Below are 26,055 nucleotides of genomic sequence, written 5' to 3' on the forward strand. Positions count from 1 at the left end.
GATTGTCGGGAAGCTCCGCAACCAGCCACGACTGGCGTGTCTGATATGGCGCCGCTATTTCGTTGCTCAACGAGCCTTGGATAGAGCGCCATAGCTTCATTCCATTGTGACGGTTTGAATAATGAACGTGGCGGCCAATTGAAATCATCCGCTGCCGCATTGCACGCCTTCGATGAGTTCGCCTCGATTCATAGCGTCAAGGCATAAATGCCAGCTGATTGTTATTAGACGTGTGGATGTCGCGTCGGCACACTTTTTCCGGGAACAATACCAACCGGGAGAAACCGACGTGCGACCATTCCAGCCACCTTCCATTCTACCTGCGGTCTTTGCGCTATGTCTGCCACAGCTCGCGCATGCCGAAACGCTCGTCGTCAACAGCTATGGTGGACCCTATGAGGCGATCATTCGGCAGGCCATCATCGAACCTTTCGAACGCAAGACTGGGATCGACGTCATCTACGATGCGGTCGGTTCGGCCTCACAGGACTATGCCAAGATCAAGGCCACAAACGGACATCCCGGCTTTGACGTAGTCGTCATGACAGCGTCGCAATCGCTTCAAGGCTGCCGCGACGGCGTGCTCGACAAGCTCAACGTTACCACGATCCCGAACCTTGGTTCGCTCACGACAAGCCTACAGGACGTAGCGGGACCTTGTGGCGCGGTCCACGAGGTGCAGTACATGTCGCTGCTATACAGAACCGACAAGCTCGCGTCCTCGCCGACCTCCTGGGGCGATCTCCTCCGGCCTGATCTCGATGGCAAGGTGGTCCTGCCGACCTTCCAGAACATCATGGCCGTCTATCTCTTGGAAATGATGTCGATTACGGAAGGGGGCGGGCTGATCGACAATATCGATCCCGGGTTTGCGGCTATGGCGCGTCTCTCCAAGCGCTCGATCGGCTTCGAGCAATCCTCTGCCATCCTCGAAAGCTACATCAAGGACGGCACGGTCTGGGCAATGCCCTTCTGGAGCGGCCGCGCTCAGCTTTTGGTCGACGCGGGCCTGCCCGTTGACTATGTGCGGCCCCAAGAAGGCACCATCCCGCTGATCGCGACGCTGAACATCCCCATTGGCGCCGAGAACAAGGCGGCAGCAAGATCCTTCATTGATTTCTTCCTCGAAAAGGCCAGCCAGGAAGCCTGGGTCGCTGGGTACAAGGTAGGTAGCGCTCGCGCCGACATCGATGTTCCGGAAGCCCTGCGCCGCCGGCAGATCACGTCGCAAGAGGATCTCAGGTCGCTCAAGTTGCCCGATCTGACCGTGCTTGGCGACAAGCTCTCCGAATGGGGTGAACGCTGGGACCGGGACGTCGTCTCGCAGGCGCGTTGAGGAGTGTCCATGACAGCACTTACCGATACTGCACCGGTTGTTCCCGGTCGATTTGCCGTGCGAACATCTGCACCGATATTGCTCGCGCCGTCCTGCCTGTTGTTGACGATCTTCTTTGCTCTTCCGATGGGCATGATGATCGGCATGAGCTTTCTCGACAGCCGGACGCTCACCCCGACATTTGGAAATTACGAGCGCTTCTTCCTCGATGGATTGTCGCTGCCCGGTCTTGCCCGCACGGCAATTATGTCGGCCTTGGTCGCCGTTGCCGTTACGCTTCTCGGTTATCCCGTCGCCTATTTCCTTGCCCGTTCGCAAACACGCTGGCGGAGCATTGTCTTCGCGCTGGCGCTCGCGCCCGAACTTGCGGGCGTGGTGCTGCGCACTTATGGCTGGCTGATTATCCTCGAGGATCGAGGCTTCATCAATGACGCACTGATTCATCTCGGCATCGTCTCGACGCCCCTTCCCCTTTCTAAGAGCCTTTTTGCGGTCGTCGTCGGACTGACGCATGTCGTGCTGCCCTTCGGCATATTGTCGTTGATGACGAGCATCCAGGGGATCGACGTCAATCTGGAACGCGCCGCCCAGATGCTCGGCGCCTCCAGAGCGTCCGTCATCCGTCACATCGTCCTTCCTCTCTCTGTGCCAGGCATCGTCAGCTCGTTGCTGATCAGCTTCACCATGGCGGCCAGTGCCTACGCAACACCGGCTCTTCTCGGAGGCGCGCGTTTCAAGGTGCTGGCAACGATGATCTCCGAACAGGTGCTCTTCTATATCGACTGGCCCTTCGCGAGCGTCATGGCGATCGCCCTGCTCGCATTGATGCTCGTCGCCTCGCTGATCGGAATTCGGTGGGAGGCACGCCTCAAGGTGCGAAAATCATCAAAGAAGGGAGAGGTAAGATGACGAAGGTGATTGCGATCAGCTTCTGGGCGGCGCTTATTCTGGTGCTGGCGTTCATCGCACTGCCGCTCCTCGTTGTTGTTGCGGCTTCGCTCAGCCCAACCGCGGCCGTGACATTCCGGCCATGGGAATGGACACTCGTCTGGTACGGCGGGCTTTTCGAGGAACGATGGGTCCGACCCTTCCTGTTAAGCGTTGAGATTGCGGTGATCGTGGCGGCAATCAGCGGCGCTCTCGGGACACTTGCCGCCTTTGCCCTTGTCTATGAGCGTATTCCAGGTTCGGGCGTCATCATGGCGGCGCTCTTGTCGCCGCTCTCTGTCCCGCAGATCGTCAAGGGTGTGGCGATTGTCCTTTTCCTGTCGATCATCGGCCTGCAAAACATGCTCGGTATGCCGGCGCTGATTGCTGCTCATATCGTCTTGGCCCTTCCCTTCGTAATGCGGATGGCAGCCGGCGCACTTGCGAATTTCGATGAGAACCTCGACCGCGCCGCCCAGATCCTCGGCGCCAGCAGACGCCAAAGGATGCTGTACGTCGTGCTTCCCCTCATCAAGCCGGGCGTTCTGTCTGGCGTCACCTTCGCCTTCATCATCTCGTTCAACAATATTCCGCTGTCGGTCTTTCTGGTCCGCCCCGGCGACACAACCCTGCCGATCGCCGTCATCAATCACCTCGAATATAGCCTCGACCCCGTCATGGCGGCGGTCAACGTGGCGTCGATGATCTTCGTTCTGATGGTGATCCTGGCTTTCGAAAAACTCGGCGGTTTTTCCGCGCAGCTTCATGGAGGAAGCAAATGAGCGAATTCGATATCGAACTCCTGTCGGTTACAAAGTCCTTCGGCCAGGTTTGCGTGGTCAGAGACGTGAATCTGCAGATCCCGGCCGGCGAGTTCGTCAGCATTCTTGGGCCGTCCGGCTGTGGCAAGACGACGACGCTGAACATGATCGCCGGTTTCAGCGCTCCGAGCCGGGGCGATATCCGGATCCGCGGACGCAGTCAGCTGAATGTGCCGCCCGAGAACCGCAACCTCGGGCTCGTGTTTCAGAACTACGCGCTCTTTCCTCATATGACGGTCGCCGAAAACGTCGGGTTCGGACTTCGTATGCGCCGCGCGCGGCGCGCCGAGATCCATGCGGCGGTGGAGAAGGCACTTCGAAGCGTGCATCTGGATGGTTTCGGCGCACGTTATCCGAAGGAGCTCTCCGGCGGCCAGCAGCAGCGCGTCGCACTCGCCCGGGCGATAGCTCCTCGGCCCTCGCTCCTGCTTCTCGACGAGCCGCTCTCCAATCTCGATCTGAAATTGCGCGAGGCGATGCGCGCCGAACTGAAGGAGATCCATGAGACGCTCGGCATGACCTTTGTGTACGTGACACACGACCAGGAAGAAGCCATGGCCATGTCTGACCGGATCGTCATCATGGATCGTGGCGCCATTGTTCAGCAAGGCGCACCCGGCGACATCTATCGCCAGCCGGCATCGCGTTTCGTTGCCGATTTCATCGGGCGGTCGAACATCCTGCCGATTTCGGGATGTTCGCGCTCGGCGTCCCGCATCAAACTGTCGATCGAGGGCGGACCCACGATTCTCATGTCCGCCGGGTCGAACGCGCCAGCCCAAGTCAGTTTCTGCTCCGTAAGACCACAGAGCGTGAAGCTGGCCGGGGTGGACGAGGTTCCAGCGGGGATGAACCGGCTTGAAGGGACCCTACGTCGCGTGACCGACTTCGGCGCCTATGCTGAGCTTGAGGCGATCATCGACGGCGGGCACCGGGTGATCCTGCACCACCCAACCATCGCAACCGGACATGGCCTCACGCCCGGCCATCCTGTGACGCTCGCGGTCGATCCCGCTGACGTCCGGCCTCTGGCGACGTGAATCGGGACCAATCGATCGCCCCTATCAATGCGCGACAATCGCTATTGGAGCTAGCGACCCTCCCGGACGTAGCATCACCTCGGCCTCACAAGGGGACCACAGAAGGAGAATGGAAATGCTGAAGGAAAGACTGAAGGCGGTGCAAGTCGAGAGCAATGTCTGCGCCGACATCGAGGGGTTTGATTTCAACAATTACGATGCGCGCGATATCGAGGAATTGCGTCGTTACTGGCTGCAATATGGCGTCCTTCGCTTCAAGCGGACCCGCATCACCGATGCAGACCAGGTGGCCTTCTCGCGCCATTTCGGCGAGTTCGTCATCCATCCGAAACAGCTGCAAGAGGGTGGTCATCTGACTCATCCGGAAATCCTCGTCATCAGCAACACGACGAAAGATGGCAAGCCGACCGGTGCCATGGGCAACAGCGAAGCGACCTGGCATACCGACACGTGGTTCTACGAAAGACCGCCTGCCGGCGCCATTCTACGGGCCATCAAGGTTCCGCCGTCAGGGGGGGATACCTACTTCCTATCCACCTATATGGCCTATGAAACCTTGCCGTCGTCGTTGAAAACGCTGGTCGATGGTCGCCAGATCTATTTCCAGAACGTTTACGACAAGACCGGCAAGCTGCGGCTCGGCAAGACGGAGCCTAAAAGCAAGGACTTTCGTGAGTGGGGCGGCATGGTGCATCCGCTGGTGCGCACCCATGGCGAAACCGGCCGCAAGGCCCTTTATCTCGGCGGCACCTCCGATGGCGCCTGGATCGTCGGCATGCCGCTCGACGAGAGCAACGCGCTGCTCGCCGAGCTCTGGGATCACACGACCCGAGAGCAGGAAGTCTTCGTCCAACGCTGGGACGAAGGAGACATCATGATGTGGGATAACCGCTGCACGATGCATCGGCGCGACTCTTTCGATCCGGCATCGATCCGCATTATGCACCGGACGACCACCTCCGGCGAGCGCCCGATCTGATCTTATTTCAGGAAAGACCGTGACATGACACCCTTCTACCGGGCCTATGAACGCCAGCTCAGCCTACCCCCGGATCTCATCGACATGCTTGCGGCGGTCGAAACCGCAACGATCGGACATGTCGAGCATCTGGGCTTTGTCGGCGACAATGTCCGTCCGGTCTTTCCCTGCCGGGCCTTCGGGCCGGCCTTGACCGTCGCGGCGCCAGGCCGCGACGGCGTCATCATCTACAAGGCGGTCGACATGCTGAAGCCAGGCGACATGCTGGTCATTTCCCGTGTCGACCGCGACGATGTGGCCTGTGTGGGTGGCGGCGTTGCTGCCGCTGCCAAGGCGAAGGGCGCAAGCGGTGTCGTCATCGACGGGCCTTGCACCGATGTCGAGGAGTTGGTCGCGGTTGGCCTTCCGATCTGGTGCCGGGGTGTTTCGTCGCGGACGACAAACCGGATCTTTTCGATCGGCGGATCGATCAACGTGCCAGTCGCCTGCGGCAGCGCGGCAATTCTACCGGGCTACGCCGTCCTGGCCGATAGCGAAGGCGTCTTTGCTGCCGAGGCCGAGCGCATGCACGCCCTTGCGGAAATGGCGATTGCACGCCAGCAGCGCTCAGCAGCGCTGCGTGCGCACCTGACTGCCGGCAAATCCATATTCCTGTTCGAGCAAGAGGACCTTGCATGAAGATCTCGCTTATTCAGATGAACGCCCGCCCGGACCGCGCCTACAATCTTGCCGAAGCTGGGCGCCTGATGCTGAAGGCGGTTCGAAACGAAAGGCCGGACCTCATCGTGCTGCCGGAACATTTCGACTGGACGGGAGGTACTGCAGCCGAGAAAAAGGCGGCCGCCGACCTTATCCCCGGCGGCAGAGCCTATAAGATGGTGCAACGCTTTGCTGCCGAGCATGGTGTCGCCATCCATGCCGGCAGCATCCTTGAAAGCGTTCCTGGCCACGACCGGATCTTCAATACGAGTGTCGTCTTCGACGCCAATGGGAGACAGATCGGTGCCTATCGGAAGATCCATCTTTTCGACATCGTCACGCCGGACGGGAAACGCTATGCCGAATCCGAGACGGTTGCGCCCGGCAATCAGCTGCTCATTTATGAACTGAATGGTTTCCGACTAGCCTGCTGCATCTGCTACGATCTGCGGTTCTCCCGCATTTTCGATCGTCTGGCCGCCGAAAAGGCCGATGTCTTCGTTCTACCGGCAGCCTTCACGACCCAGACCGGAAAATACCATTGGGAGGTTCTGTGCCGGGCCAGGGCCATCGAGTTCCAGGCGTTCGTCGTCGCCTGCGGCCAATGCGGTTCCTACACGACGCCTGCCGGCGAGGAGCGGCAAATGTTCGGGAATTCGATGATTTGTGACCCCTGGGGACAAATTCTCGTAAGGGCCGACGATAGGCCGGGGGTTCTCAGCGCCAGAATTGACCGTGATAGGCTGAGGCAGGTTCGAGCCTGGATTCCGATGGAAGCACACCGGGTAGATGTTACGGCCATGCCGCTCGCCACTGCCAATGCTGCCACGCCCAATCGCCGCGTGACGGACATGACCTTTTGAGGGGCTCAAGGGGCCGACCCAAGAGGCTTCATCAATCGACGATATTCTTGTTCAGGTTGCCCTGTGGCCTTCGTCGTTGCCTTTCAAGCATTGTCGGAGGTGGTTGGAGGATGTGTCGATCTCCAAAAATCGTTACATAAACCCATCGATGATAAAGAGCCGTCGGACCTTATTTCCGCGGCCGTCATTGGTTTGCTCCAGATGAGAGCGGAAGCGCATGCCGCTTCTTATTCGACCTGCTGTAATTGTGGCGAACGCGTCGTTCCGACCGGACGGCACCGTGAGGCTACAAGTTTCAGCGGTGACGCCACGCGCAGCGGGAACCGCCTGGGGCCAACGACGTTGCTCATCAGATAAGGAGCTGACGATATGGTTGCATTTGGCAGGATCCGCAGGGGTTTCCCGAAAAACGAAGGCCGATCTGGGCTTGCAGGGGCGCTGACGCCTGGAGTTCTTCCATTCTGGAACATCGAGAAAAAACCGATACGGAAAGAACGGAAGACTGGCGCGAAGGAGAGGCGCGCGCCAGGTTGCGCGTCACCAGCGCAGCCTGTTGCGACGCTGCGATAGTCCCAGGCTAACCGGTTCGCAATCCAGCGCTTCGGATACCTGACGGCCGTCTAAACACGTTGGCGCCTCAATAGAACACCGATGATCGGGACGGATCTCGTCGTTTCTCAAAGGCCATGACGAACCCGTGGTGCTGGCAGGGAACCAAACGACGGTCCAGAGGTTCGGATCTCAGTCTTAGTGGAGGAAAAGTATGAACACTGTGCTCAAAGCATTCCTGTTGACGTTGGTCACTGGCGCTGCCGCCTTGCCATCTGTCGCTCACGCCCAGGTCGAGCTGCGATTGGGGCCCGGCGGGGTCGAAATGCGAAATCCCGATCGCGACCGGTATGCAGATCCGGATGACGATTACGGCCCGCGGCGCCGGTGTGACCCGCGTGATGCCTTAGACAATGCGCGTGATGCCGGTCTTCGCCGACCGCACATCATCGGCGAGACGCGCCGCAGCATCATCGTCGAAGGATTCACACGCAGCGGCAGGTCTGAGCGCATACGCTTTGCCAATGTCAGAGGCTGCCCGGAAATCTAGGTGGTTCAACATGCCGACGATCATGCCTTGATCCATCAGGGCGGGGAGTAAAAGACCGCTACCGGCGTTTTACGCTTTATAACCACCGTCCTGCGCCGCCGCGATGGAGACATCAGACCGCCTCGGATTGCCGTGCGGCGTAGGATGCGGCGCTGTCTTGCGCCATGCGTGAAACCCGACGACGTCACCGAGCATCCCCGTAGCAGGGCCGACTTTATATTACCGAGACGCCGCAGCATCGTCCTTGCTTGCCCGGCGTTTTGAACGGCATGAGCCAGATCGCCGTGATGCCGAGACCAGCAAATCGAGACGGCGCGCAGGCCCGGTGAAATCGCCGATCCCGTCACTCTACGCATCCATGAAGGCTTCGACTGAGAGGCAGTTGATGGCGGCATTCTTATACCGGAGATCGTCAATCGTCGCACCCCTTCTTGTTCGAGGCCCCAATGGCGTATGCCGTCGATTGTTCCGGCACCTCCCGTTCTTCGCCGCACCGGACGAGAGCCGCCAAATGGCTCATCTGTCGTTACTGAAAGCTGCATCGCGTCTTGGACACCTCACATTGATTCCAACCGTACGAATTCTTGACATCCAATAGCTCACCATCAGACAGTGCCGCTTCGTCAGATCATGAGGACTGGATGGGCCCGGCAAACGGCTTCACAATTGTCGGCAGGGCCGCGATCACCGCAGTTGCCTGCTTATTTGCCGCCCTTTGTGTCGTCCTGGCAGTCTGGCTGCATTCGAGCTATTCGGCGGCGGTTAAAAGCGGCGAGGAACAAGTTGTTGCAACCGCCAAGATCGTGGTGGCCAATGCTGTCTGGATCAATTCTCTTGCGCGTCAGACCCTTTTTCGAATGGACGATGCTTTTGGTACGGCAATTGGTCCGGACAACGGTGATCGCCTCAGACGGCTGAACCTGGCAACGGAGGAGCTGCCAAGTGCAGCGACAGCCTATGTGCTGGCCTCCGACGGCTCGCTTATCTATTCAACCGATCGGGAGGGCACGCCGGCCGACATTGTCGATCGGACATACTTCCAGCGGCTCTCCAATGGAGCGGAAGCCTACACGTCGGCAATGACTGAGATGGCCAGTACCGGAAGACGCGTCTTCCTGTCGGCAGCCCGCATCGAGCGCGACCACAAATTCGTCGGGGTCGCCGTTCTAGCCTTCGATACCGGACTGTTGCGTTCGATCTGGGACGCGTCGCCGCTTGGTCCAGGTTCCACCGTCAGCTTTTTTCGAAGGGATGGCAAACTGATCGCGCGCCATCCCGAACCGAAGGAGACGGTCGATCTCGGCAACTACGTGCTGTTTACCGACTATATGCGCAAGGCCACGTCCGGAACCTATAGTTCGGTCTCGCCAGTCGACCAGGTGCAGCGTCTGGTCGCCTATCGCATTGTCGAGCGCACGCCATTCGTGGCGATCGCCTCCGCCGAAACTTCGCTGATCCTGAAACCCTTCTGGACGGATGTCGCAATCGTGGCGCTCATCACCACGCTTGCCCTCGTCGCAAGCCTGGCTGCCGGATGGAAGATACTGAGCCTGGCACGGGCCGACGCCCGTCACACGGCCGAACTGGCAGAAGCGCTGCATACCAATCAGACCCTCATGCGTGAAATTCACCACCGCGTGAAGAACAACTTGCAAACCGTTATGGCACTTGTGCGCCTGCAGGGCCTCAGGCCGGAAACGGTACAGAAGTTGAACGACCGGGTTCAGGCCATGTCCGCCGTCCACGAGCAGATGTATGGCTTCGATCAGTTCAAAAGCGTCAATGCCCGCCAGCTCGTTCCAAGCCTCGCGCGCACGCTTGTTAGGCTTAACGATCGCCCTATCGACTTGAGGTTCGAACTCGACGACATCGAGATCGACGCTGAAAGGGCGACGCCTTTTGCGCTTCTGCTCAACGAACTGCTGACGAACAGCATGAAATACGCCTTCGCTGATCGGCCTCAGGGGCTAATCCGCGTCCGGCTTTCGCGACAGTCGAGCGATCTCGTGCTGTTCGAAATTGCCGATGACGGCATCGGATACGATCCGGCCGCGGCAAAGGCGGGCATGGGCAGCCGGCTGATCAAGGCGTTCGTCAACGAGATGAGCGGGACCTTCACGATCGAGCGCATGAATGGCACCCTGTTTAGGGCGCAGTTGGCGTTGACGCGCTAGGCCACGCCTGACCTGAATTACCCTTTGGCGCCAGACGCCTGCGCGCCTCCTCCCAGATCGTTGAGGATGTGAAATCTCATTCGCTCCTTCCGGGACCAGATGCGCGACGGCCTTACGATCACGATGGCAAGGCGTCCTTGAACCGGACGACGGCTGCCAGGGTTCCAGCGTCATCGACGATCTCGAAGCACTGCCCGTCGAGTTCCCGGCCGGACCTCAACCTCTCCGCCATGGGGTCGCGCGCACCGGCCTTGGCCTCCTCGATGGCAACAGCAAGGCGCGCGCAATCGCTTCCCTCCTTATCCAGATCAGATCCTCGCCGTCACGTATGTGAAAAATACCGCATGCTTCACTGGATGATTGTCTATTGGAAGCCAGCGCCGCTCATGCCGGTTTGTGATTGCTCAAGCGGCTCCCGATAAGCCGTTCGAATTCCTGTTCGGGAATCCCATAGGATCCGGCCGCAAACACCTCGAGACCGGCGCGATTGCGAATGATGACGGAGCCGCGCACGGAGCGGATCAAACGATGCCCTTCCAGGACATGCAGGGCCGCCGTCACACCGGGGCGCCTGGCCCCGAGCATCAGCGCGATATATTCATGGGTGATCGCCATCTCGTCGCTGCGAAGGCGATCGTGACACATCAGAATCCAACGGGCGAGCCGCTGTTCGAGCAGATAGCGAATATTGGCAAGCGCGGTGAAGGCGACCTGCGTGGCAAAGATATGCATGTATTTGACGAGCGGCACTTGGAAGGTAGAGCTCTTCATCGTGGCCTGCCGCATCGCCTCGATCGGCACCCGATAGCCCGAACCGGCGATGTTCATTTCGACGACATAGGGAACGACATTGTCGCCAATGATGGTGGCGGTCGGCACAAAGCCTTCCCAGCCGAACATGCCGGCCTCCGCGGTCTCGCCTGTGGAAGAGACCGTCATGACCGCTCCGATCCCACTTTCGGGAAAATAGACGTAGTCGAGCTTTTCGCGCGGCTTTGCGATCTGGAACTGAGCGGGAAGATCGACCTGGGCGAGATACGGTGCAAGCATCGCAAAATCAGCCGGTTCGAGCGCAGTCAGCATGCGGTTTGATATTTGTCTCTGGCTCGGCGCCATCCGTGTCTCCCGACTTGCCTCCAGCGCGAGCGGCAATCGGCAGCTTCGCTCTGCACCAGTATCGAGTGAACTTTCGTCTGCGCTTCTGGTTCCGTAGCAACCACGTTCGCGCGCTGGCGGCAGCATCGGGTGTGGGCGGGCACGCCGTTTGGCCGAAAGCCGCTCGCTTTGCGCGATCGGGCGATGCCAAGGCAATCGTCGGGGTCGAAACCTGGAGAAAAAACCCCAAACCCTGGCGCCATGCGCGTCCGAGAGCGACCCGCAGGGCCTCGAGGCGACTAACCGTCCTCATGCACGAAAATCATCGTCGACAGCGGCGGAAGGTCGACGAGAAGTGACTGGCTGCGGCCATGGGCAGCGACATTGTCGCTGCTGCGATCTCCACCGCTCGTGCCGGTGCCGCCGTAGACGGATGAATCGGTGTTGAGGATTTGCCGCCAGTGGCCCGGCACGGGAACGCCCACCCGGTAAGCGTGACGCGGAATCGGCGTGAAGTTCGAAATGACGAGAGCGACCGATCGGCGTTCGCGGTCATAGCGCAGCATGGCGAGCACGGAATTTTCCGCATCATCGGCGATTGCCCATTCAAACCCCGACGGCTCGCTGTCGCCATACTGCAAGCAGACAAAATAGCGGTAAATTCGGTTGAGGTCGCGCACAAGTCGCTGCAGGCCGGAATGAGCCTGATCATCAAGCAGATCCCATTCCACTGAACCGTCGTGGTTCCACTCCGTCGTCTGGCCGATCTCCGACCCCATGAAGATGAGCTTCTTACCGGGATGGCCCCACATGAAACCAAAAAGCGCTCGCAAATTGGCCATCTTCTGCCAGGCGTCTCCGGGCATCTTGGCGAATATCGATCCCTTTCCGTGCACGACCTCGTCATGCGAGAAGGGTAGAATGAAGCGCTCGCTGTAAGCATAGATCATGCCGAAGGTCATCGATCCGTGGTGATATTTGCGATAGACCGGATCCTCAGACATATAATTCAGCGTGTCGTGCATCCATCCCATATTCCATTTCATGTCGAACCCGAGCCCCCCGTCCTGCGGTGACCTGGTAATGTTCGGAAAAGCGGTGGATTCCTCGGCGATCATCAACGCATCGGGAAACCGGTCATGGACGATGCTGTTGAGATGCTTGAAGAACTCAATGGCCTCGAGGTTTTCACGGCCGCCGTGACGGTTCGGGATCCATTCGCCAGCCGCCCGGCTGTAGTCGCGGTAAAGCATGGATGCCACCGCATCGACGCGCAATCCGTCGATATGATAATGCTCGAGCCACTCAAGGGCGCTGGCGATCAGAAAGCCTTTGACCTCGTTGCGACCGAGATTGTAGATCAGTGTATTCCAATCCTGGTGAAAACCCTCACGGGGGTCTTCGTGCTCATAGAGCGCCGTCCCGTCGAAACGCGCCAGACCCCAGACATCAGTCGGGAAGTGCGCCGGCACCCAGTCGAGGATGACGCCGATCCCGGCGCCATGGCAGCGGTCGACAAAGTAAGCAAAATCCTCTGGTGTGCCATAGCGGCCGGTTGGCGCAAACAGGCCGAGCGGCTGGTAGCCCCATGAGCCGCCGAAGGGGTGCTCCATGATCGGAAGCAACTCGATATGAGTGAAGCCCATGTCACGAACATAGGGTATGAGGCGCTGTGATAGCTCGACCCAGTCAAGCACGCGCGCCCCCTCGCTCATGTCGCGCAGCCACGAACCGGGGTGCACCTCGTAGATGCTGATCGCCTCTGCTTGCTTGTCGGCGCTGCGGCGGGCGTTCAACCAGGCTGCATCGGTCCAGGCGAAGGGATCGGTGGAAGCCACGACCGATGCCGTCGAGGGCGCCGGCTCCGCCGCCCTGGCGACCGGATCGGCCTTCTGGGCCAGAAGATTGCCGTACCGATCGAGAATCTCGAACTTGTAGCGCTCGCCGACGCTCATCTGCGGAACGAAGATTTCCCAGACACCCGCCTGGGGCCGAAGCCGCATCGGATGGCGCCGGCCATCCCAGCTGTTGAAGTCGCCGACGACCGACACGCGCCGTGCGTTTGGTGCCCAGACCGCAAAGCGCACGCCAACAACGTCGTCGATCGTCATTGGATTGGCTCCAAGCGCACGCGTCAGACTGTAGTGCGTGCCTTCGGCAACGAGGTGCAGGTCGAGGTCGCCGAGCAACGGGCCAAACCTGTAGGGATCATCGGTCACCTGGATGGCGTCAGGCCAGTATACCTTCAAATGGTAGGAGGCCAGTTCCGGCAGCACGGCGCCGAACAGGCCCGCCGGATGGACGAGATCCGCCGTTGCGAGAAGCCTGTCACTGTCGCCGGCGATTAGATCGACGCCCGTGGCCCCAGGCAAGAATAGGCGAACACTATAGCGACCATCGCCGCGTTGATGGGGGCCGAGGATTGAAAATGGATCGCCATGGCGCCCCTCGATGAGGGCTTGCATGGCATCCGGCCCAACACCGAAGAAGATGTCGGCGAAGTCTGTCGTCATGAGGGGCTCTCCGAGAGGCGGGTCAAGATGTTGGCAAAGCCATTCAGCGGAATCGGTAGCCATTTGGGGCGATTGCGCGCTTCATAGGCGATTTCGTAAGCTGCCTTTTCCAAAAGGAAGACGTCGAGGATGCGTCTGACCTCGGCTTCCGAATTCGGCAGATCCGCAGAGGCCGAGAGCGCCTGCACATAGGCCTGCAAGAAGACCTGTTCAGCTTTGGCGCCAAAGCGGGAAATGACCTCGCGCCGACGCGCGTCATGATGGTCGGAGATCGCATCGTTTTCGAGTTTCGCGGTCGCCGACAGGTAGTCGAGCGAGCGCAAAAGCCCTGCCACGTCGCGCAGCGGACTTGTCTTTGCCCTGCGTTCGGCAAGATTGCGAGCTGGTTCCCCCTCGAAATCGATGATGACGGCGTCACCCTCCGTCACCAGGACCTGGCCGAGATGGAAATCGCCATGGGCGCGTGTGAGCAGCGTTCCTTTTGCTCCGTCCGCCAATGCTCCGGCAAGCTCGACGATGGTGTCGCGTCGCTGAAGGAGCGATCCGGCCGGGCCACCCATTCCCTCGTCGATCTCTGCACCGAGGTCGGTGAGCTTGGAGAAGGCGTAGGCAATTTCACCGGAGACGGATTTGCGGATGGTTTCAACGTCGCTCTCGTCGGCCCGGCGCGGCGAAAAGGCCTCGTCATCGGTCGGCCGGGACAGGAGCACATGCAGTTCGCCGAGCCGCTCCCCGATCATTGCGACGAAATTGACAAGCGGTCGCAATTGCTCGTCAGCCATCTCGACGGCGACTTCCGTCATGACGATCTCGTCGGCGACACGTCTGAGGTTGGCGAGCATCCAGTTCCAAGCGTCGCCCTGGTTGCGGATGGCGCCCTGAACGATGATCAGGGTCGAGCGCCGACCTTCGCGGTCGGTGCGAGCGACTTCGCCTAGCCACGGCGCGGTATGTTCGTAGCCGTGCTGCGTCAAATAGCGGGTCATCTCGACTTCCGGATGAATGCCGACGAAGACATGTCGGATCAGCTTGATCATCGCCGCGTCCCCGACAATGAGCGAGCTGTTGGATTGCTCCGCCGATAGCCAGTGGATCGGCATGTCGTCAGACAGCGACAGGCGGTCGAGCGTGTCAGTGCCAATGAACTCGATCTGCCCCGTGCGTCCGCTGACGACGGACCGGTCGCACAGGCCTCGCAGGATGCCGCGCGCCATTGTCTCGACCGCAAATCCATCCGTCAGAAAGCCGACACGCCGGCCCTGCCGGATGCGAGCGAGCGAGAGCTGTTGGCCGAGCACGTTGGGTGGTGTGTCGTCCCATTCGGCAGCAAGCGGCAGCTGATAGCTCTCCACGTGATCGGGCAACACGGCCTCAAGCTCGCCCAGAACAACACCATCGGCGAACGGGATAGGTGTGGCAGACACGAGCCGAGCCTCCTGAAGCGCCTGATCCTTGGCGCCAAACCAGCGCCGCTTGGACAGGTAGGCCGGTAGGATGTCGCGGCTTAGCATTGCCGCGTGCTGGGGCTGTTCGACAAGTTCGCTCAGGTTGCGCCGGATGACGACGGTGACGAAGTCGGCCAGTTGCTCGGGCGGCGCCGTGCGCCAGGCGGGGCCATCCGCCTCGCTGTTGAGCTGGAACCAGAAGAACCCGTAGGGCGGAAGCGTCAAAAGATAGGTGAGCTGCCCGATCGGTGGAAAGGGCGACATGCCGGTGAGCTCTATCGGGATGCGGCCTTCGAAAGCCGACAGATCGAGTTCGACCGCCTGAGGAAGGCGCGAGAGATTGGCAACGCACAGGATGACCTCGTCTCCATACTCGCGCAGATAGGCGAGGATCCGGCGGTTGCTCGGCGTCAGGAACCGCAAGGACCCGCGCCCGAAGGCACTGTGACGGCGCCGCAGCGCCAACATACGCCGCGTCCAGTTCAAGAGCGAATGGGCGTCGGCCACCTGCGCTTCGACGTTCAATGCCTCGAAGCCGTAAAGTGGATCTGCGACAGGCGGCAAGACGAGGCGTGCCGGATCCGCCCGTGAGAAGCCGCCGTTGCGGTCGGGCGACCATTGCATCGGCGTGCGCACGCCATCCCGGTCGCCGAGATAGATATTGTCTCCCATGCCGATCTCGTCGCCATAATAGACGACCGGCGTACCGGACATCGACAACAACAGCGCGTTCATCAACTCAATCCGCCGGCGGTCGCGCTCCATGAGCGGCGCCAGCCGGCGACGGATGCCGAGATTTATGCGGGCCCTCTTGTCGGACGCGTAGGTCTCCCAGAGATAGTCGCGCTCGGCATCCGTCACCATTTCCAGCGTCAGCTCGTCATGGTTCCTCAGGAAGATTGCCCATTGACAGGTTTCCGGAATATCCGGCGTCTGTCGCATGATGTCGGTAATCGGGAAGCGGTCTTCCTTGGCGATCGCCATGTACATGCGCGGCATCAGTGGGAAGTGGAAGGCCATGTGGCACTCGTCCCCGTCACCGAAATATTCCCGCGTATCTTCCGGCCATTGATTGGCTTCGGCCAAGAGCATGACGCCCGGATGTGTGGCATCGAGGGCCGCGCGGATCTGTTTGAGGATCGCGTGGGTTTCGGGCAGGTTCTCGTTATTGGTGCCCTCGCGCTCGACCAGATAGGGAATGGCATCGAGCCGGAAACCGTCAATGCCGGTTTCGAGCCAAAAGCGCATGATGTCGATGAGCTCCTCCATCACCTTCGGATTGTCGAAGTTGAGATCCGGTTGGTGGGAATAGAAGCGATGCCAGTAATAGGCGCCGGCGACGGGATCGAACGTCCAGTTCGATTTTTCGGTGTCGAGAAAGATGATACGGGTCTCGGGAAACTTGTGGTCATTGTCCGACCACACATAGAACTCACGCTCGGGACTGCCGGCTGGCGCTTGGCGGGCGCGCTGGAACCAGGGATGCTGGTCGGAGGTGTGATTGATCACCAGTTCGATGATCACCTTGATATGGCGCTCGTGGGCGGCTGCGACGAACCGGCGGAAGTCGTCGAGCGTCCCGTAGTCGGCGCTGACATTGCGGTAATCGGCAATGTCGTAGCCGTCGTCGCGGCGGGGCGAAGGAAAGAAGGGAAGAAGCCAGATGGCATTGACGCCGAGCGAGGCGATATAGTCGAGCTTCTGATAGAGGCCTTCGAAATCGCCGATGCCGTCGCCGTTGGCGTCATAAAAGGACTTGATGTGCAGTTGATAGATGATCGCGTCCTTGTACCAGAGCGCATCGTCGGTTGTCGGTTTCCGGTCTTCTACGAAGGCTGCATCCATTTCAGGCTTCTCCTGCCCTGACCCGCCATATAGCGAAGGGCAAATGGGCCGGGTCCAGCCTGATCGTTTGCCACTTTCCGGTGCGCTTGAAATTCTGGCCGCTGACAAGGTCCTCGAGTGCCAGCGCGCTCATATCGCCGAGGCCGAACTTCCAGAGCGGAAACTCGACGCTGCTCTCCTCGATTGCGTGCGGGTTGAGAGTGACGGCGATCAGGAGCACATTATGACGCTCGGCATCTGCTTTCTCGAAGAACATGACGTTGCTGTTCGATGAGGGCAAAAGCGTCAGACCGAGATGCGAATGGAGTGCAGGGTTGTCCCTGCGGATGCGGTTGAGCATGGCGATTTCCGCCTTGATGTTGCCGGGGCGGTCGTAATCCCAGGCGCGGATCTCGTATTTTTCGCTGTCGGCATATTCCTTACGCTTTGCGTCGGGGCGTCCTTCGCAAAGCTCGAACCCGTTGTAGACGCCCCAAAGGCCCGACAACGTGGCGGCAAGCGCGGCGCGGATCAGATAGGCAGGCCGCGGCGCGTTCTGCAGGAAGTCTGGATTTATGTCGTGAGTATTGACGAAGAAATGCGGCCGGAAGAATTCCCGCACCTCGCTTGCGGTAAGCTCGCTCATATATTGCTCGAGCTCCCACCTTTCGTTGCGCCAAGTGAAATAGGTATAGGATTGCGAGAAGCCGATCTTGGCCAGCCGGTACATGACCTTCGGGCGCGTGAAAGCCTCTGACAGAAAAATGACGTCGGGGTGGCGCGCGCGAATGTCGCCGATCAGCCATTCCCAGAACGGAAAAGGCTTTGTGTGCGGATTGTCGACGCGAAAAAGCCTGACGCCTTCGTCGACCCACATCTCGACGATATCGCGCAGTTCCACCCACAGGTCCGGAATCGCATCCTTGGCATAGAAATCGACGTTGACGATATCCTCGTATTTCTTCGGAGGGTTTTCGGCGTAACGGATGGTGCCGTCCGGGCGCCAGTCAAACCAGCCGGGATGTTCGCGCAGCCACGGATGATCGGGCGAGGCCTGGATAGCGAGATCGAGGGCGATCTCCAGCCCAACCTTTCTCGCCTCATCGACCAGACGTTCGAAATCGTCGAATTCACCGAGCTCGGGGTGAATTGCCTCATGGCCACCGGCTTCCGAGCCGATGGCGTAGGGGCTGCCCGGATCGTTGGGTGTGGCGACGAGAGAATTGTTGCGGCCCTTCCGGTTGGTGCGGCCGATCGGGTGGATCGGCGGAAAGTAGAGAACGTCGAAACCCATATCGCGAATGGCCGGCAGACGGGGTATTACGTCCTCGAACGTGCCGTGACGGTTCGGATCGCCGCTCTGCGATCGCGGGAAGATCTGGTACCAGCTGGCAAATCCGGCCTCGCGCCGCTCCGATTCAACGCCATAGACTGCTGTGCGGCAGGAAAAGGGGCGCCTGTCGGCGCGTGCCATGAGCTCGGCGGTGCGCGGTCCCAGGAGTAAATCGAGCTTTGCGACGCCCTCTCGACGCTCGAGTTCGCCGAGGAGCGCTTCAAGCTCGCTGCGCTCCTCGGCCGCCATCGCCGGGGCGGGATCCGCCGCCGTCCTGCGTATCAACTCTTCCCCTTCGATGATTTCCAGTCTGAGGTCGAGGCGGGCTTCATGTTTCTTGACGAGCTCGTAGCGGAAGATCGCAAACGGGTTCTTCCAAGCCTCGACGCAGAATTGGAACCGACCGACACGATCGAGAACGAAACTGCCCCTCCACCGATCGTTTTCGAAAAGGCCCATACGCGCTTCGCGCCACCCGTCTTGTCCGCGTGGGCGGAAGAGGAGCGCTGCCGACAAAAGATCGTGCCCGTCGGCGAAGATATCGGCCTCGACGACGACCGTCTCGCCGACAATGCGCTTGACCGGGAAGCGACCGTCGTCGACTGCCGGGGCGACTTTTTCGATAGCGATGCGCGGCGAGGTTGTCGCCTTGTCGAGCGGCAGGTCTCCGTGCTCGGCGGTAATGGCGGCACGCGCCTGGGTTGGAATCAAACGGGCCTCGCCAGGCTTTAGGCGCAGGTCGGGCGTCGCTGCATCAACGGGCACGAAGGGTGCGACAGCTCGATTGAGAATGGTCTCCGGAAGGACGGCGGAACGACGAAGATCTCGATTGACTGCAACCAGCTGTACCGAACGAGCGCTCCTGATGTCGGCCGAGTCGGCTTGCGTCATGACGGTCACATGGCTCGCGATCTCGCAATTGACGAGTTGCTTCGCCCCGTTACGGCTGGATGCTATCAGATCGCGCAGTTCGTCAGTCAGATCGAAGGTGCCGTCGGCTCTGAGCCGACGCAGGCCCTCGCCATGCCCATGCGTCGGGTCGAGCGGCAGCACCGCTCCAAATTCGAAACCCATCGGCACGAGAAGACCGTCGCCGATCGCCACCGCCAGGCGCAGGGCGCGGCGCGACCGCCGCTCGCGGATCTCTCTGCTCTCCGTACCATGCGCAAGCCGCTTGCCGAAGGGCGGCTCCGGAAAGGCTATCTGCGGTCCGAGAGACTGCTGAAGGCGATACTCTTCGAGCATCCAGCTTTCCCGCAGGTCCCACCAGGCGAGCGAGGTAAATGTGGCGTCGAGCCCGCAATCGCGCAGGCTGTTTCGCAGGGCAAAGGCGGTGCCGGGCGTATAGGCAAGAAAACCCGTTGAGGGGTTGGCGGCCCGGGCAGCGGCGATCAGTTGCTGCCATTCGGCGATCTCCAGATTATCCAGGCCGACAAGTCGGTAGCCAGCAATTCCGGCAGCAGCAAAGCGGGAAAGTCTCCTCTTCCACGCCTCGATCAGCCCGGGCGAGGTAGACGAGACCGGGTGACGGAATGGCATGAGCGGCGATCGCCGCGGGTCAAGAGACCGCAGGGTATTGTGGACCTCGGTTCCTGGGCTGATCGTGAGGTCCAGCATCAATTTGATACCGCGACCTTCGGCCTCGCCGGCCAGCATCGCAAGCGCCTCCTCGGCATCCCCAGCAAGGCCGAGGGCCGCATCGAGGCTGCCGTAGTCGTGCGGAAAGAACAGGCTTTCATCTGTCCTTTGAAACGGCGAGGCCGACAGCACGGTATCGAAGCCAAGAAGGGCTGCGTGGTCGAAAACCTCAAGCCAGCGGTCTCTGCCCGACAGCAGAAGCGGGTTGACATAGTAGATCCGCAGAGGTGGAGGGAAAGCGGTCGAAGAGATTGCTGTTGTCATCACTCGGTCTGTCTCCGCCCAGTCGCATGAACAGTCTTTGAAGATCGCCGAGGTGAACCTGCAGGCGCTTTACTTGTTCCCATTCAAGGCGACAGATGATGCACGCGGCGGGATGGATCAGCTTGTCGGGTCGCCGCCCTTCAGACCGATAACGGAGGCGACCAACTCCTCGGGGCACGCTTGCGACCGCTCGTCGACTACCATCCAGCCTGGGTCTCGATGACAGCCTGTGTCGAGGGACCCGGCGACAGCACTCATCCTGCAGAACCAACGCGCGTTGAGCTTTTGACGTCGTATGAGCCGCCGAGACGGTTCTTACTCTACCCACGAGGGGAAGGATCGCCAGACAAGGCTGCCGCTATCGTCTGGAGCCGATCACCCATGCGACGGCGGCCGTGACGGCGACGGCCGCTATCGGATTATCCTTGACCCAAGCCCTGATTGCGTCGAGGAGGTTTTCGCTGTCCGCCTTTTCGGATGCCGCCGGGGCGCCGGCAACGGAGGTAACCGAGTGCGAAACGGGATCAGAGGCTGGAAACGTATCCTCGAGTGCCTTGTCGAGGTCGCCGTCCTTTTCTTGCTGCTGCTTCCTTGCCTTGTCGAGTTCGTATGCTTCGACGGCCGGGGATTTTGATTGGCTCATGTCTTCCTCCGTTTCTTCGCGGCCTAACGCCGCCGAAAACCTCGAAGTTCCCGTGTGTCCCGTCGGGCGGGAGGATTTTGTTACTTGGCTTCCCCGTCTTATGGCTATGCAAGATTACCGGTATCTGTGGCGGTCCGCGTGACCGGGGAGCCTAGACCGACTGCAGCGGACTGTCCCCGGCGCCCTTCGTACGGCTCGCGGCGGCTTTTAGGAACCTTATTGTTCCACGGGCGGTGTCGGCGGTGGCGTTTTTGAGATTTCCTCGAGAAGTAGTCGGTATTCAGCAATCGGGACACGATCCTCATCGAATAGTTCGACAGAAATCATGTTGAGCGGAGCCGCCGGCAGTCCTTCGCAAGCCATCTGGGCGAGCGCCAACCTTGCCTCGCGCTTGGCATCGTCGAGACTTGGGAATTCGTGCGCGACTTCGGTTGGTTCGGGGTTTGTGCGATCGATGACCTGAAAGAGAAATTTCGGCATGGCCACCTCCTTGGCGCAGAACATCAAGCAGGTTTCTTTGTTCCCGCAATGCGCAGCGGCAGCCGCTTCCAATGGCGATCGCACCGGCCGATGACACCGCGGCTGTGACCGCCATCAACCAAACGTCGCCGAAAGGTTGCCGAACCGTTGCGTTCACTGCTTCATGCAGCACGAGAATTGTCCAAATATTCACCCCCAGCACCCAGCAAAAACCGTAAGTTGAACTCTTGCACGCCTTAGACTGCGACAAGGGAGGAGACGACGATGGAGGCATCGCACGATATCTTGCTTTTAAATGCCAGGGACCTCGAGCACGACGATCGCGCGCTGACGATCGCAGAGATTCACCTGGCCACGACGAACGCCTGGGATGAGATCCGATCGGGAACGGCACGCGGCGGAAAGACGGTTTTTTCGCTTTCGGAAGATGAGTTCTGGTCGAGGCCCGACTTCGCCCCCTTTAAGGAGGATTTTGCCGACGAGCGGCTCGGCTGGAAACTGTCGTCGCTCTATGGCGTCAACTCGAGATATGGCGGCGTCAAGATCATCGGCGCAAATGCGTTCAATCGGCGTCTTGGCCTGCCGCGATCGACGTCGACCTTCATCCTCTTCGACAAATATACGCTTCGGCCGATCGCCATCCTCGACGAAACGGTTCTGTCGGCCGACCGGACCGGAACCTACGCGTCGATCGTCGCCGAGAAATGCCTGCGCCGGCAGGCCACCGCCTCCATCTTCCTTCTAGGATCGGGGCCGGTCGCCCGCAGCGTGATCCGCTCGCTCACCTATTCCTGCGAAACCCGGATCGAGCAGATCTTCATCCGTAGCCGCAGGATCGAAAGCGCCCGTGCGCTGGCGATCGGGCTTTCGACCGAGACGAAGATCCCCCTCCTCTGCGTCGAGGACAACAGGGCGATGCGCGACTGCGCGCTCGTTATCACCGCAACCAATGCGCGCGCCCCGGTCTTTAGCGACGAGGAGCTTGCAGAGGATGCGACGACCCTGCATCTTGGCGGTGACGAGGCGCCGGCGGACTACCTGCGGCGCGTGCTGCGCTCCGGGCTCGTCATCTGCGACGACCTACCGACCGTCTCGCGTCGCAACTCGCAGAGCATCGCGTTGCATTTCTCTCGCCAGGGCCTATCGCTGGAAGCCGTCGGGCCGCTGATCGGCATTCGCTCGCTTTCAGATATTCAGGACTGGTCTTTGGATGCGGATGGTCCGACCTGCATCACCTGCGTAGGCCTGCCCATGCTCGATCTTTTCGTTGCCCAGGCAAGCTACGAGAAATATTGCCGGGCCGCAGATGCCGATCGGATCGCCGCATGCACTATCTGAGTCGCGTTCTTGCCGATCATGTATGCCAGGCCCCGACCGCTTATCCGGCCGAACTCAACGATGTCGCCCGACGCTGCATCCTGGACCTCGTCGGTGCAGCTGTTGCCGGCGCCGACATGCCAGGCGCCGTCGCGGCGCGCTCCATCGCCACCTCCGTTTTTGGAAGTGGCACCGACACGATCTGGCTGAAGGGCAGCAGTTCGCCGGCCGGCGCGCTGTTCTGCAATTCGACAGGTGCGACTGCCCTCGACATCGATGATGGACATCGTGCGGCTCGCGGCCATCCGGGTGCAGCAGTCATTCCGGCTGCTCTGATGTTGGCAGGTCACGCCGGCGCTACCGGCGCAGAACTCTTGAGCGCCGTCATCTGTGGCTATGATGTCGGGGTGCGGATTGCGGCGGGCCATATCGCCGAACGGATCAGGACGCGGCAGTCGGGGCGCTGGGCAAGCTTTGCGGCCGCCGCAACGGCCGGCCGTCTGCTCCGGCTCGATCCCGATTGCCTTGCCCACGCGCTCGCGATCGCCGGCGTGCTTGCGCCCAACCAGCTTGCCAACGGCAGCTCTGGCTATTCGAAAATGACCGGCAACGACGTGAAGGAAGGCATTGCCTGGAGCAGCGTTCTCGGACTGACGGCAGCTCATCTGGGAGGTGCCGGGTTTACCGGTCCGTTGGATATTCTCGATCATTCCGACTATTACGACGGCGCGCGCATCGTGGCAGATCTCGGCCAACGATGGGAAATCGGCGATACCTATTTCAAGCTATATGGTTGTTGCCGCTATATTCATGCAGCTCTCGACGCCTATGGCGAAATCGCCACAGCGGATACGATCGACGCCGAGGACATCGTCGAGATCGAGGTTCAGAGCTTTTCCTGGGTTCAAAAACTCGCAAACAGTCTCGAACCGCAAAGCCTGATCGACGTGCAATACAGCCTTCCCTATTGCCTGGCGATTTTTGCGATCGACGGCAGCCAGGCCTTGTCGCCGATTGATGTCAGCACGATTGGACGCAAAGACCTGCAGCAATTGGCACGCAAAATCCGATTGACTGTCGATCCGCAGATCGATCGATCTTTCCCGGCGCAGACCCTGGCGCGGCTGATCGTCAGCACGCGGACCTTGCAGCTTGTCTCTTCGGTCCACACGCCGGTCGGAGAACCGACGAGACCGATGGATTGGCCGGCCATCGTGCAGAAGTTCAAGACCGTCACCCGGCATCGCCTTCAGGAGAGGCATCAGCAGGAGCTTATAGACGCCGTCGCAGCAATACCGGAGGGAAACCCAGTCGCAATCACCAGATCCCTTGAGAGCCTGACGAAGTCGTCCTAAGCGCCTTCTGACATCCCCTGAGATGAAATGGAGTTGAATCGGAGCTCTCCATTGGAAACGACAATTCTGCCAGCGCACAGGACGTCGCGGACCCGGGCGAGATTGTGGGAGTGGCAGATGAGGATGTCGGCTCGCTTGCCTCTGGCGATCAAGCCGCGGTCGCCCGCAAGCTCAGGAAAGATACGCGCCACGTTTCCCGTCGCCTTGGCAATTGCTGCTGCGGGCAGGCACAGCCTCTTTCTCACCAGCCGATGAACCGCCTCGAGGATACCGTCCCAGTCACCGCCGGCAAAGTCGGTCGAAATCGTATCGACAAGACCGGCTTCGACAAGTGCATCGAAATTGCCTGGTCCATTGCGCCAACGTGTTGAAATGCAGTCGAGTGTCGAAACGTCGATGCTGGCGCCGAGATCGCGCAGCGCCACGGCGGTCTCCAAGGCTTCCTTTGTCGTGAACGAGGGATGGTTGCTGTGGCCGGCGACGATCCTCGCTCTCGGATGGGCTCTTGCAAGATCGATCAGCTGGCTGGCCGTTGGTGCTGCGTTGTGGAAAATGGCCGGCATTGCGGTGCGGGTCGCCTCGTCGGCAATTTCGGCAAAACCCCTTCGTGCGAGCGCTACTGGCGGCATCACAGTCTCGCGGATCAGACTGGAGAGGCTTTCGACCGCGAAATGCCGGCCGAGCCCGTTCTCCTCGATCAGCCGCGCCAACGCTTCGCCGCCCGGATTGTCCGCTCCGTTTAGATTGCGCCCGAGCGTTGCCTCTTTGAGGAGCCGCGCCAGATTCGGATGCACGGTCAGGCCGCAGGCTTTTTTAATCGCGGCAGGAAGAATACGGTAGTCCTGGGCGCCGCCGCCAAGCGTCTGGCCCCCGCCCGCCTCGCCGAGCGCCTTGGCGCCGCGGCTAAGAAGGTCATCGATCCTTGCTGCCAGATGTCTGCCCGAGAGCCCCGCGCCATCGACCGCCCGAGCAGCGGCGAGGCTGGCTGGCGTGTGGGCGGTGCTGATATGGACGTCGAGCGGATGGCCTCCATTCGGGCCGGCATCGATCTCGCCATCAAGCGCAAGGCCGCAGACGTTTAGCAGCGTCGTCGTGCCAGACAGGAGATGGCGGTTACGCTGGTAGTCGACCTCTCTTTGATCGAAGGGTGCTGATCCGCTTGGCATTGAAGGACCGAAGACGCAGCCATGCGCGTGGGCGTTGATCACTCCCGGCAGGACGCTGCATCCCGACGCGTCCGACACGAGATAGTCCGGGGAGAGCGAAGGCAGATCGACCTCTACGACCGCCTCGATCCGGCCATTTGCAAGAAGCACGCTCGCCTTGTCGAGCACGGTTACGCCGTCACCGGTGATGACGCTCGCATTGATGATCGCGATCGGACGGATCTGGCTCACAAGGTTCCCTCCTTCAATCCCGGTCGAATTCGATGCCGTAGCCGATCCCGCGAACCGTACGGATGATGTCCCTTCCCATGACGGCCGAAAGCGCTCTTCGCAGCCTTCCGATGTGGACGTTAACGGTTCTTGGGTCCACGAACACACCTTGCGGCCAGGCCATAGATGACAGCTCGTCGCGCCGAAAGACGCGGCTGGGCTCGCCGGCCATCGTCCGCAAGAGCGCGAATTCGATCGGCCCGAGATGAATGTCGCGGCCGTCATAGGTGATACGATGGGCGCGCGTGTCGACGGTCAGCCCGCCGTCAGTGATGCCCTCCTGTTCCTGATGCGTGCAAGACCGGCATCCGTCTGCGCCGAGCAGCCGTCTGAGCGCGCGCAGATATCGGTCGGGCTCGATCGGCCGGATAAAGACCTCATCCACGCCGGCGTTCAGAAACGCCTCGTAACGGTGCTCCGCTTCCGCCGGGACGAGCGTGACGATGCGAACTTGTCCGATCCCTTCATCCGATTTGAGTGATCTGCAAAGGTTGATTGCGAACTCGTTTCTGCCGTCGAGGACGAGCCCGACATTCTGTTTCTGCCTTATCGCGTCGACCGTTTCAGCCGGGCCCATGGCAAGGTCGGTAGAAAATCCCTCAACCTCGAGAATATGACGGAGCGTCAGCGAAAAGTCGGCATCGGGCGAGCTTATGACGATATTGGGTTTCACCGGCGGCCCGCGAGAAATCGAGTTCCTTTTTGAATCGACAACTCTTGGATGTAACGATGCCATGAATGGTCACCGGCAGCAAAGACTATGATATTAAATAT

At 60.3% G+C, this 26,055-nt stretch carries 20 protein-coding genes and 1 pseudogene; 11 read left to right on the forward strand and 10 right to left on the reverse strand.

What is annotated here, in order from left to right; translation table 11 throughout:
• Window positions 1-313: 313 nt before the first annotated feature.
• The 8 genes from FHT92_RS24970 (at window position 314) to FHT92_RS25005 (ending at window position 7,764) form a co-directional block, all read left to right on the forward strand.
• Window positions 314-1,336: an ABC transporter substrate-binding protein gene (locus tag FHT92_RS24970; protein ID WP_312858792.1), complete on the forward strand. Its 1,023-nt coding sequence runs from the start codon at window positions 314-316 to the stop codon at window positions 1,334-1,336.
• Between the two features lie 9 nt (window positions 1,337-1,345).
• A complete protein-coding gene (locus tag FHT92_RS24975) occupies window positions 1,346-2,245 on the forward strand; it encodes an ABC transporter permease (protein ID WP_183830323.1) in 900 nt (299 codons plus the stop codon).
• Window positions 2,242-3,045 carry an ABC transporter permease gene (locus tag FHT92_RS24980; RefSeq protein ID WP_183830326.1) on the forward strand — a complete coding sequence of 268 codons (804 nt, stop codon included), beginning with the start codon at window positions 2,242-2,244 and terminating at the stop codon, window positions 3,043-3,045. Before FHT92_RS24975 ends, FHT92_RS24980 begins: the two co-directional genes overlap by 4 nt.
• A complete protein-coding gene (locus FHT92_RS24985) occupies window positions 3,042-4,124 on the forward strand; it encodes an ABC transporter ATP-binding protein (protein WP_183830328.1) in 1,083 nt (360 codons plus the stop codon). Before FHT92_RS24980 ends, FHT92_RS24985 begins: the two co-directional genes overlap by 4 nt.
• A 115-nt stretch (window positions 4,125-4,239) precedes the next feature.
• Complete coding sequence (locus FHT92_RS24990) at window positions 4,240-5,103, forward strand: TauD/TfdA family dioxygenase (RefSeq protein ID WP_183830331.1); 864 nt, start codon at window positions 4,240-4,242, stop codon at window positions 5,101-5,103.
• 24 nt (window positions 5,104-5,127) lie between these two features.
• Window positions 5,128-5,781 (forward strand): RraA family protein, encoded by a 654-nt coding sequence (locus tag FHT92_RS24995; RefSeq protein ID WP_183830334.1) that lies wholly within the window; start codon window positions 5,128-5,130, stop codon window positions 5,779-5,781.
• Window positions 5,778-6,665, forward strand: coding sequence for a carbon-nitrogen hydrolase family protein (locus FHT92_RS25000; protein WP_183749284.1), 888 nt, complete (start codon window positions 5,778-5,780; stop codon window positions 6,663-6,665). Before FHT92_RS24995 ends, FHT92_RS25000 begins: the two co-directional genes overlap by 4 nt.
• A 763-nt stretch (window positions 6,666-7,428) precedes the next feature.
• Window positions 7,429-7,764, forward strand: a complete 336-nt coding sequence (locus tag FHT92_RS25005; RefSeq protein WP_183830337.1) for a hypothetical protein — start codon at window positions 7,429-7,431, stop codon at window positions 7,762-7,764.
• Between the two features lie 143 nt (window positions 7,765-7,907).
• Here FHT92_RS25005 and FHT92_RS29790 read toward each other — a convergent pair.
• Window positions 7,908-8,124 (reverse strand): annotated as a pseudogene (locus FHT92_RS29790) (trehalose synthase); the annotation flags it as partial.
• Window positions 8,125-8,405: 281 nt separating this feature from the next.
• Between FHT92_RS29790 and FHT92_RS25010 the strand changes: the two are divergent.
• Complete coding sequence (locus FHT92_RS25010) at window positions 8,406-9,938, forward strand: sensor histidine kinase (RefSeq protein WP_183830340.1); 1,533 nt, start codon at window positions 8,406-8,408, stop codon at window positions 9,936-9,938.
• 118 nt (window positions 9,939-10,056) lie between these two features.
• Here FHT92_RS25010 and FHT92_RS29880 read toward each other — a convergent pair whose 3' ends face one another.
• The 7 genes from FHT92_RS29880 to FHT92_RS25040 all read right to left on the reverse strand — a co-directional run bounded on the left by FHT92_RS29880 (window position 10,057) and on the right by FHT92_RS25040 (window position 21,173).
• Complete coding sequence (locus tag FHT92_RS29880) at window positions 10,057-10,245, reverse strand: DUF6894 family protein (protein ID WP_409527172.1); 189 nt, start codon at window positions 10,243-10,245, stop codon at window positions 10,057-10,059.
• A gap of 77 nt (window positions 10,246-10,322) precedes the next feature.
• Complete coding sequence (locus FHT92_RS25015) at window positions 10,323-11,054, reverse strand: Crp/Fnr family transcriptional regulator (RefSeq protein ID WP_183830342.1); 732 nt, start codon at window positions 11,052-11,054, stop codon at window positions 10,323-10,325.
• 278 nt (window positions 11,055-11,332) lie between these two features.
• Entirely contained in the window at window positions 11,333-13,546 is a 2,214-nt protein-coding gene (glgB, locus tag FHT92_RS25020; protein WP_183830346.1) for a 1,4-alpha-glucan branching protein GlgB, read from the reverse strand.
• Window positions 13,543-16,836 (reverse strand): maltose alpha-D-glucosyltransferase, encoded by a 3,294-nt coding sequence (treS, locus tag FHT92_RS25025; protein WP_183830350.1) that lies wholly within the window; start codon window positions 16,834-16,836, stop codon window positions 13,543-13,545. The genes glgB and treS overlap by 4 nt, the downstream gene beginning before the upstream one ends.
• Window position 16,837: 1 nt before the next feature.
• Window positions 16,838-20,050, reverse strand: coding sequence for an alpha-1,4-glucan--maltose-1-phosphate maltosyltransferase (locus tag FHT92_RS25030; RefSeq protein ID WP_183830353.1), 3,213 nt, complete (start codon window positions 20,048-20,050; stop codon window positions 16,838-16,840).
• 358 nt (window positions 20,051-20,408) lie between these two features.
• Window positions 20,409-20,693 (reverse strand): hypothetical protein, encoded by a 285-nt coding sequence (locus FHT92_RS25035; protein WP_183749290.1) that lies wholly within the window; start codon window positions 20,691-20,693, stop codon window positions 20,409-20,411.
• 216 nt (window positions 20,694-20,909) lie between these two features.
• Window positions 20,910-21,173, reverse strand: a complete 264-nt coding sequence (locus tag FHT92_RS25040) for a DUF6894 family protein (RefSeq protein WP_183830356.1) — start codon at window positions 21,171-21,173, stop codon at window positions 20,910-20,912.
• A 264-nt stretch (window positions 21,174-21,437) separates the two neighbouring features.
• Between FHT92_RS25040 and FHT92_RS25045 the strand changes: the two genes are divergently transcribed.
• Window positions 21,438-22,511, forward strand: coding sequence for an ornithine cyclodeaminase (locus FHT92_RS25045; protein WP_183830359.1), 1,074 nt, complete (start codon window positions 21,438-21,440; stop codon window positions 22,509-22,511).
• Window positions 22,499-23,845 (forward strand): MmgE/PrpD family protein, encoded by a 1,347-nt coding sequence (locus FHT92_RS25050; RefSeq protein WP_183830362.1) that lies wholly within the window; start codon window positions 22,499-22,501, stop codon window positions 23,843-23,845. Before FHT92_RS25045 ends, FHT92_RS25050 begins: the two co-directional genes overlap by 13 nt.
• Here FHT92_RS25050 and FHT92_RS25055 read toward each other — a convergent pair.
• Window positions 23,842-25,242: an amidohydrolase gene (locus FHT92_RS25055; protein WP_183830365.1), complete on the reverse strand. Its 1,401-nt coding sequence runs from the start codon at window positions 25,240-25,242 to the stop codon at window positions 23,842-23,844. The genes FHT92_RS25050 and FHT92_RS25055 overlap by 4 nt on opposite strands.
• Window positions 25,243-25,255: 13 nt before the next feature.
• Entirely contained in the window at window positions 25,256-25,954 is a 699-nt protein-coding gene (locus FHT92_RS29695; protein ID WP_183830368.1) for a winged-helix domain-containing protein, read from the reverse strand.
• Between the last annotated feature and the right edge of the window lie 101 nt (window positions 25,955-26,055).

It is taken from the genome of Rhizobium sp. BK377, assembly GCF_014193935.1.
In the GTDB taxonomy this organism is placed as follows: Bacteria; Pseudomonadota; Alphaproteobacteria; order Rhizobiales; family Rhizobiaceae; genus Rhizobium.

Bases quoted from the DNA above. Each gene is read 5' to 3' on its own strand.
- FHT92_RS24980 (WP_183830326.1), top strand. From the start codon at position 2,242: ATGACGAAGGTGATTGCGATCAGCTTCTGGGCGGCGCTTATTCTGGTG.
- FHT92_RS25005 (WP_183830337.1), top strand. From the start codon at position 7,429: ATGAACACTGTGCTCAAAGCATTCCTGTTGACGTTGGTCACTGGCGCT.
- FHT92_RS25045 (WP_183830359.1), top strand. From the start codon at position 21,438: ATGGAGGCATCGCACGATATCTTGCTTTTAAATGCCAGGGACCTCGAG.
- FHT92_RS25040 (WP_183830356.1), bottom strand. From the start codon at position 21,173: ATGCCGAAATTTCTCTTTCAGGTCATCGATCGCACAAACCCCGAACCA.
- FHT92_RS24975 (WP_183830323.1), top strand. From the start codon at position 1,346: ATGACAGCACTTACCGATACTGCACCGGTTGTTCCCGGTCGATTTGCC.
- FHT92_RS25035 (WP_183749290.1), bottom strand. From the start codon at position 20,693: ATGAGCCAATCAAAATCCCCGGCCGTCGAAGCATACGAACTCGACAAG.
- FHT92_RS24995 (WP_183830334.1), top strand. From the start codon at position 5,128: ATGACACCCTTCTACCGGGCCTATGAACGCCAGCTCAGCCTACCCCCG.
- FHT92_RS25015 (WP_183830342.1), bottom strand. From the start codon at position 11,054: ATGGCGCCGAGCCAGAGACAAATATCAAACCGCATGCTGACTGCGCTC.
- FHT92_RS25050 (WP_183830362.1), top strand. From the start codon at position 22,499: ATGCACTATCTGAGTCGCGTTCTTGCCGATCATGTATGCCAGGCCCCG.
- FHT92_RS25030 (WP_183830353.1), bottom strand. From the start codon at position 20,050: ATGACAACAGCAATCTCTTCGACCGCTTTCCCTCCACCTCTGCGGATC.
- FHT92_RS24990 (WP_183830331.1), top strand. From the start codon at position 4,240: ATGCTGAAGGAAAGACTGAAGGCGGTGCAAGTCGAGAGCAATGTCTGC.
- FHT92_RS25000 (WP_183749284.1), top strand. From the start codon at position 5,778: ATGAAGATCTCGCTTATTCAGATGAACGCCCGCCCGGACCGCGCCTAC.
- glgB (WP_183830346.1), bottom strand. From the start codon at position 13,546: ATGACGACAGACTTCGCCGACATCTTCTTCGGTGTTGGGCCGGATGCC.
- FHT92_RS25010 (WP_183830340.1), top strand. From the start codon at position 8,406: ATGGGCCCGGCAAACGGCTTCACAATTGTCGGCAGGGCCGCGATCACC.
- FHT92_RS24985 (WP_183830328.1), top strand. From the start codon at position 3,042: ATGAGCGAATTCGATATCGAACTCCTGTCGGTTACAAAGTCCTTCGGC.
- treS (WP_183830350.1), bottom strand. From the start codon at position 16,836: ATGGATGCAGCCTTCGTAGAAGACCGGAAACCGACAACCGACGATGCG.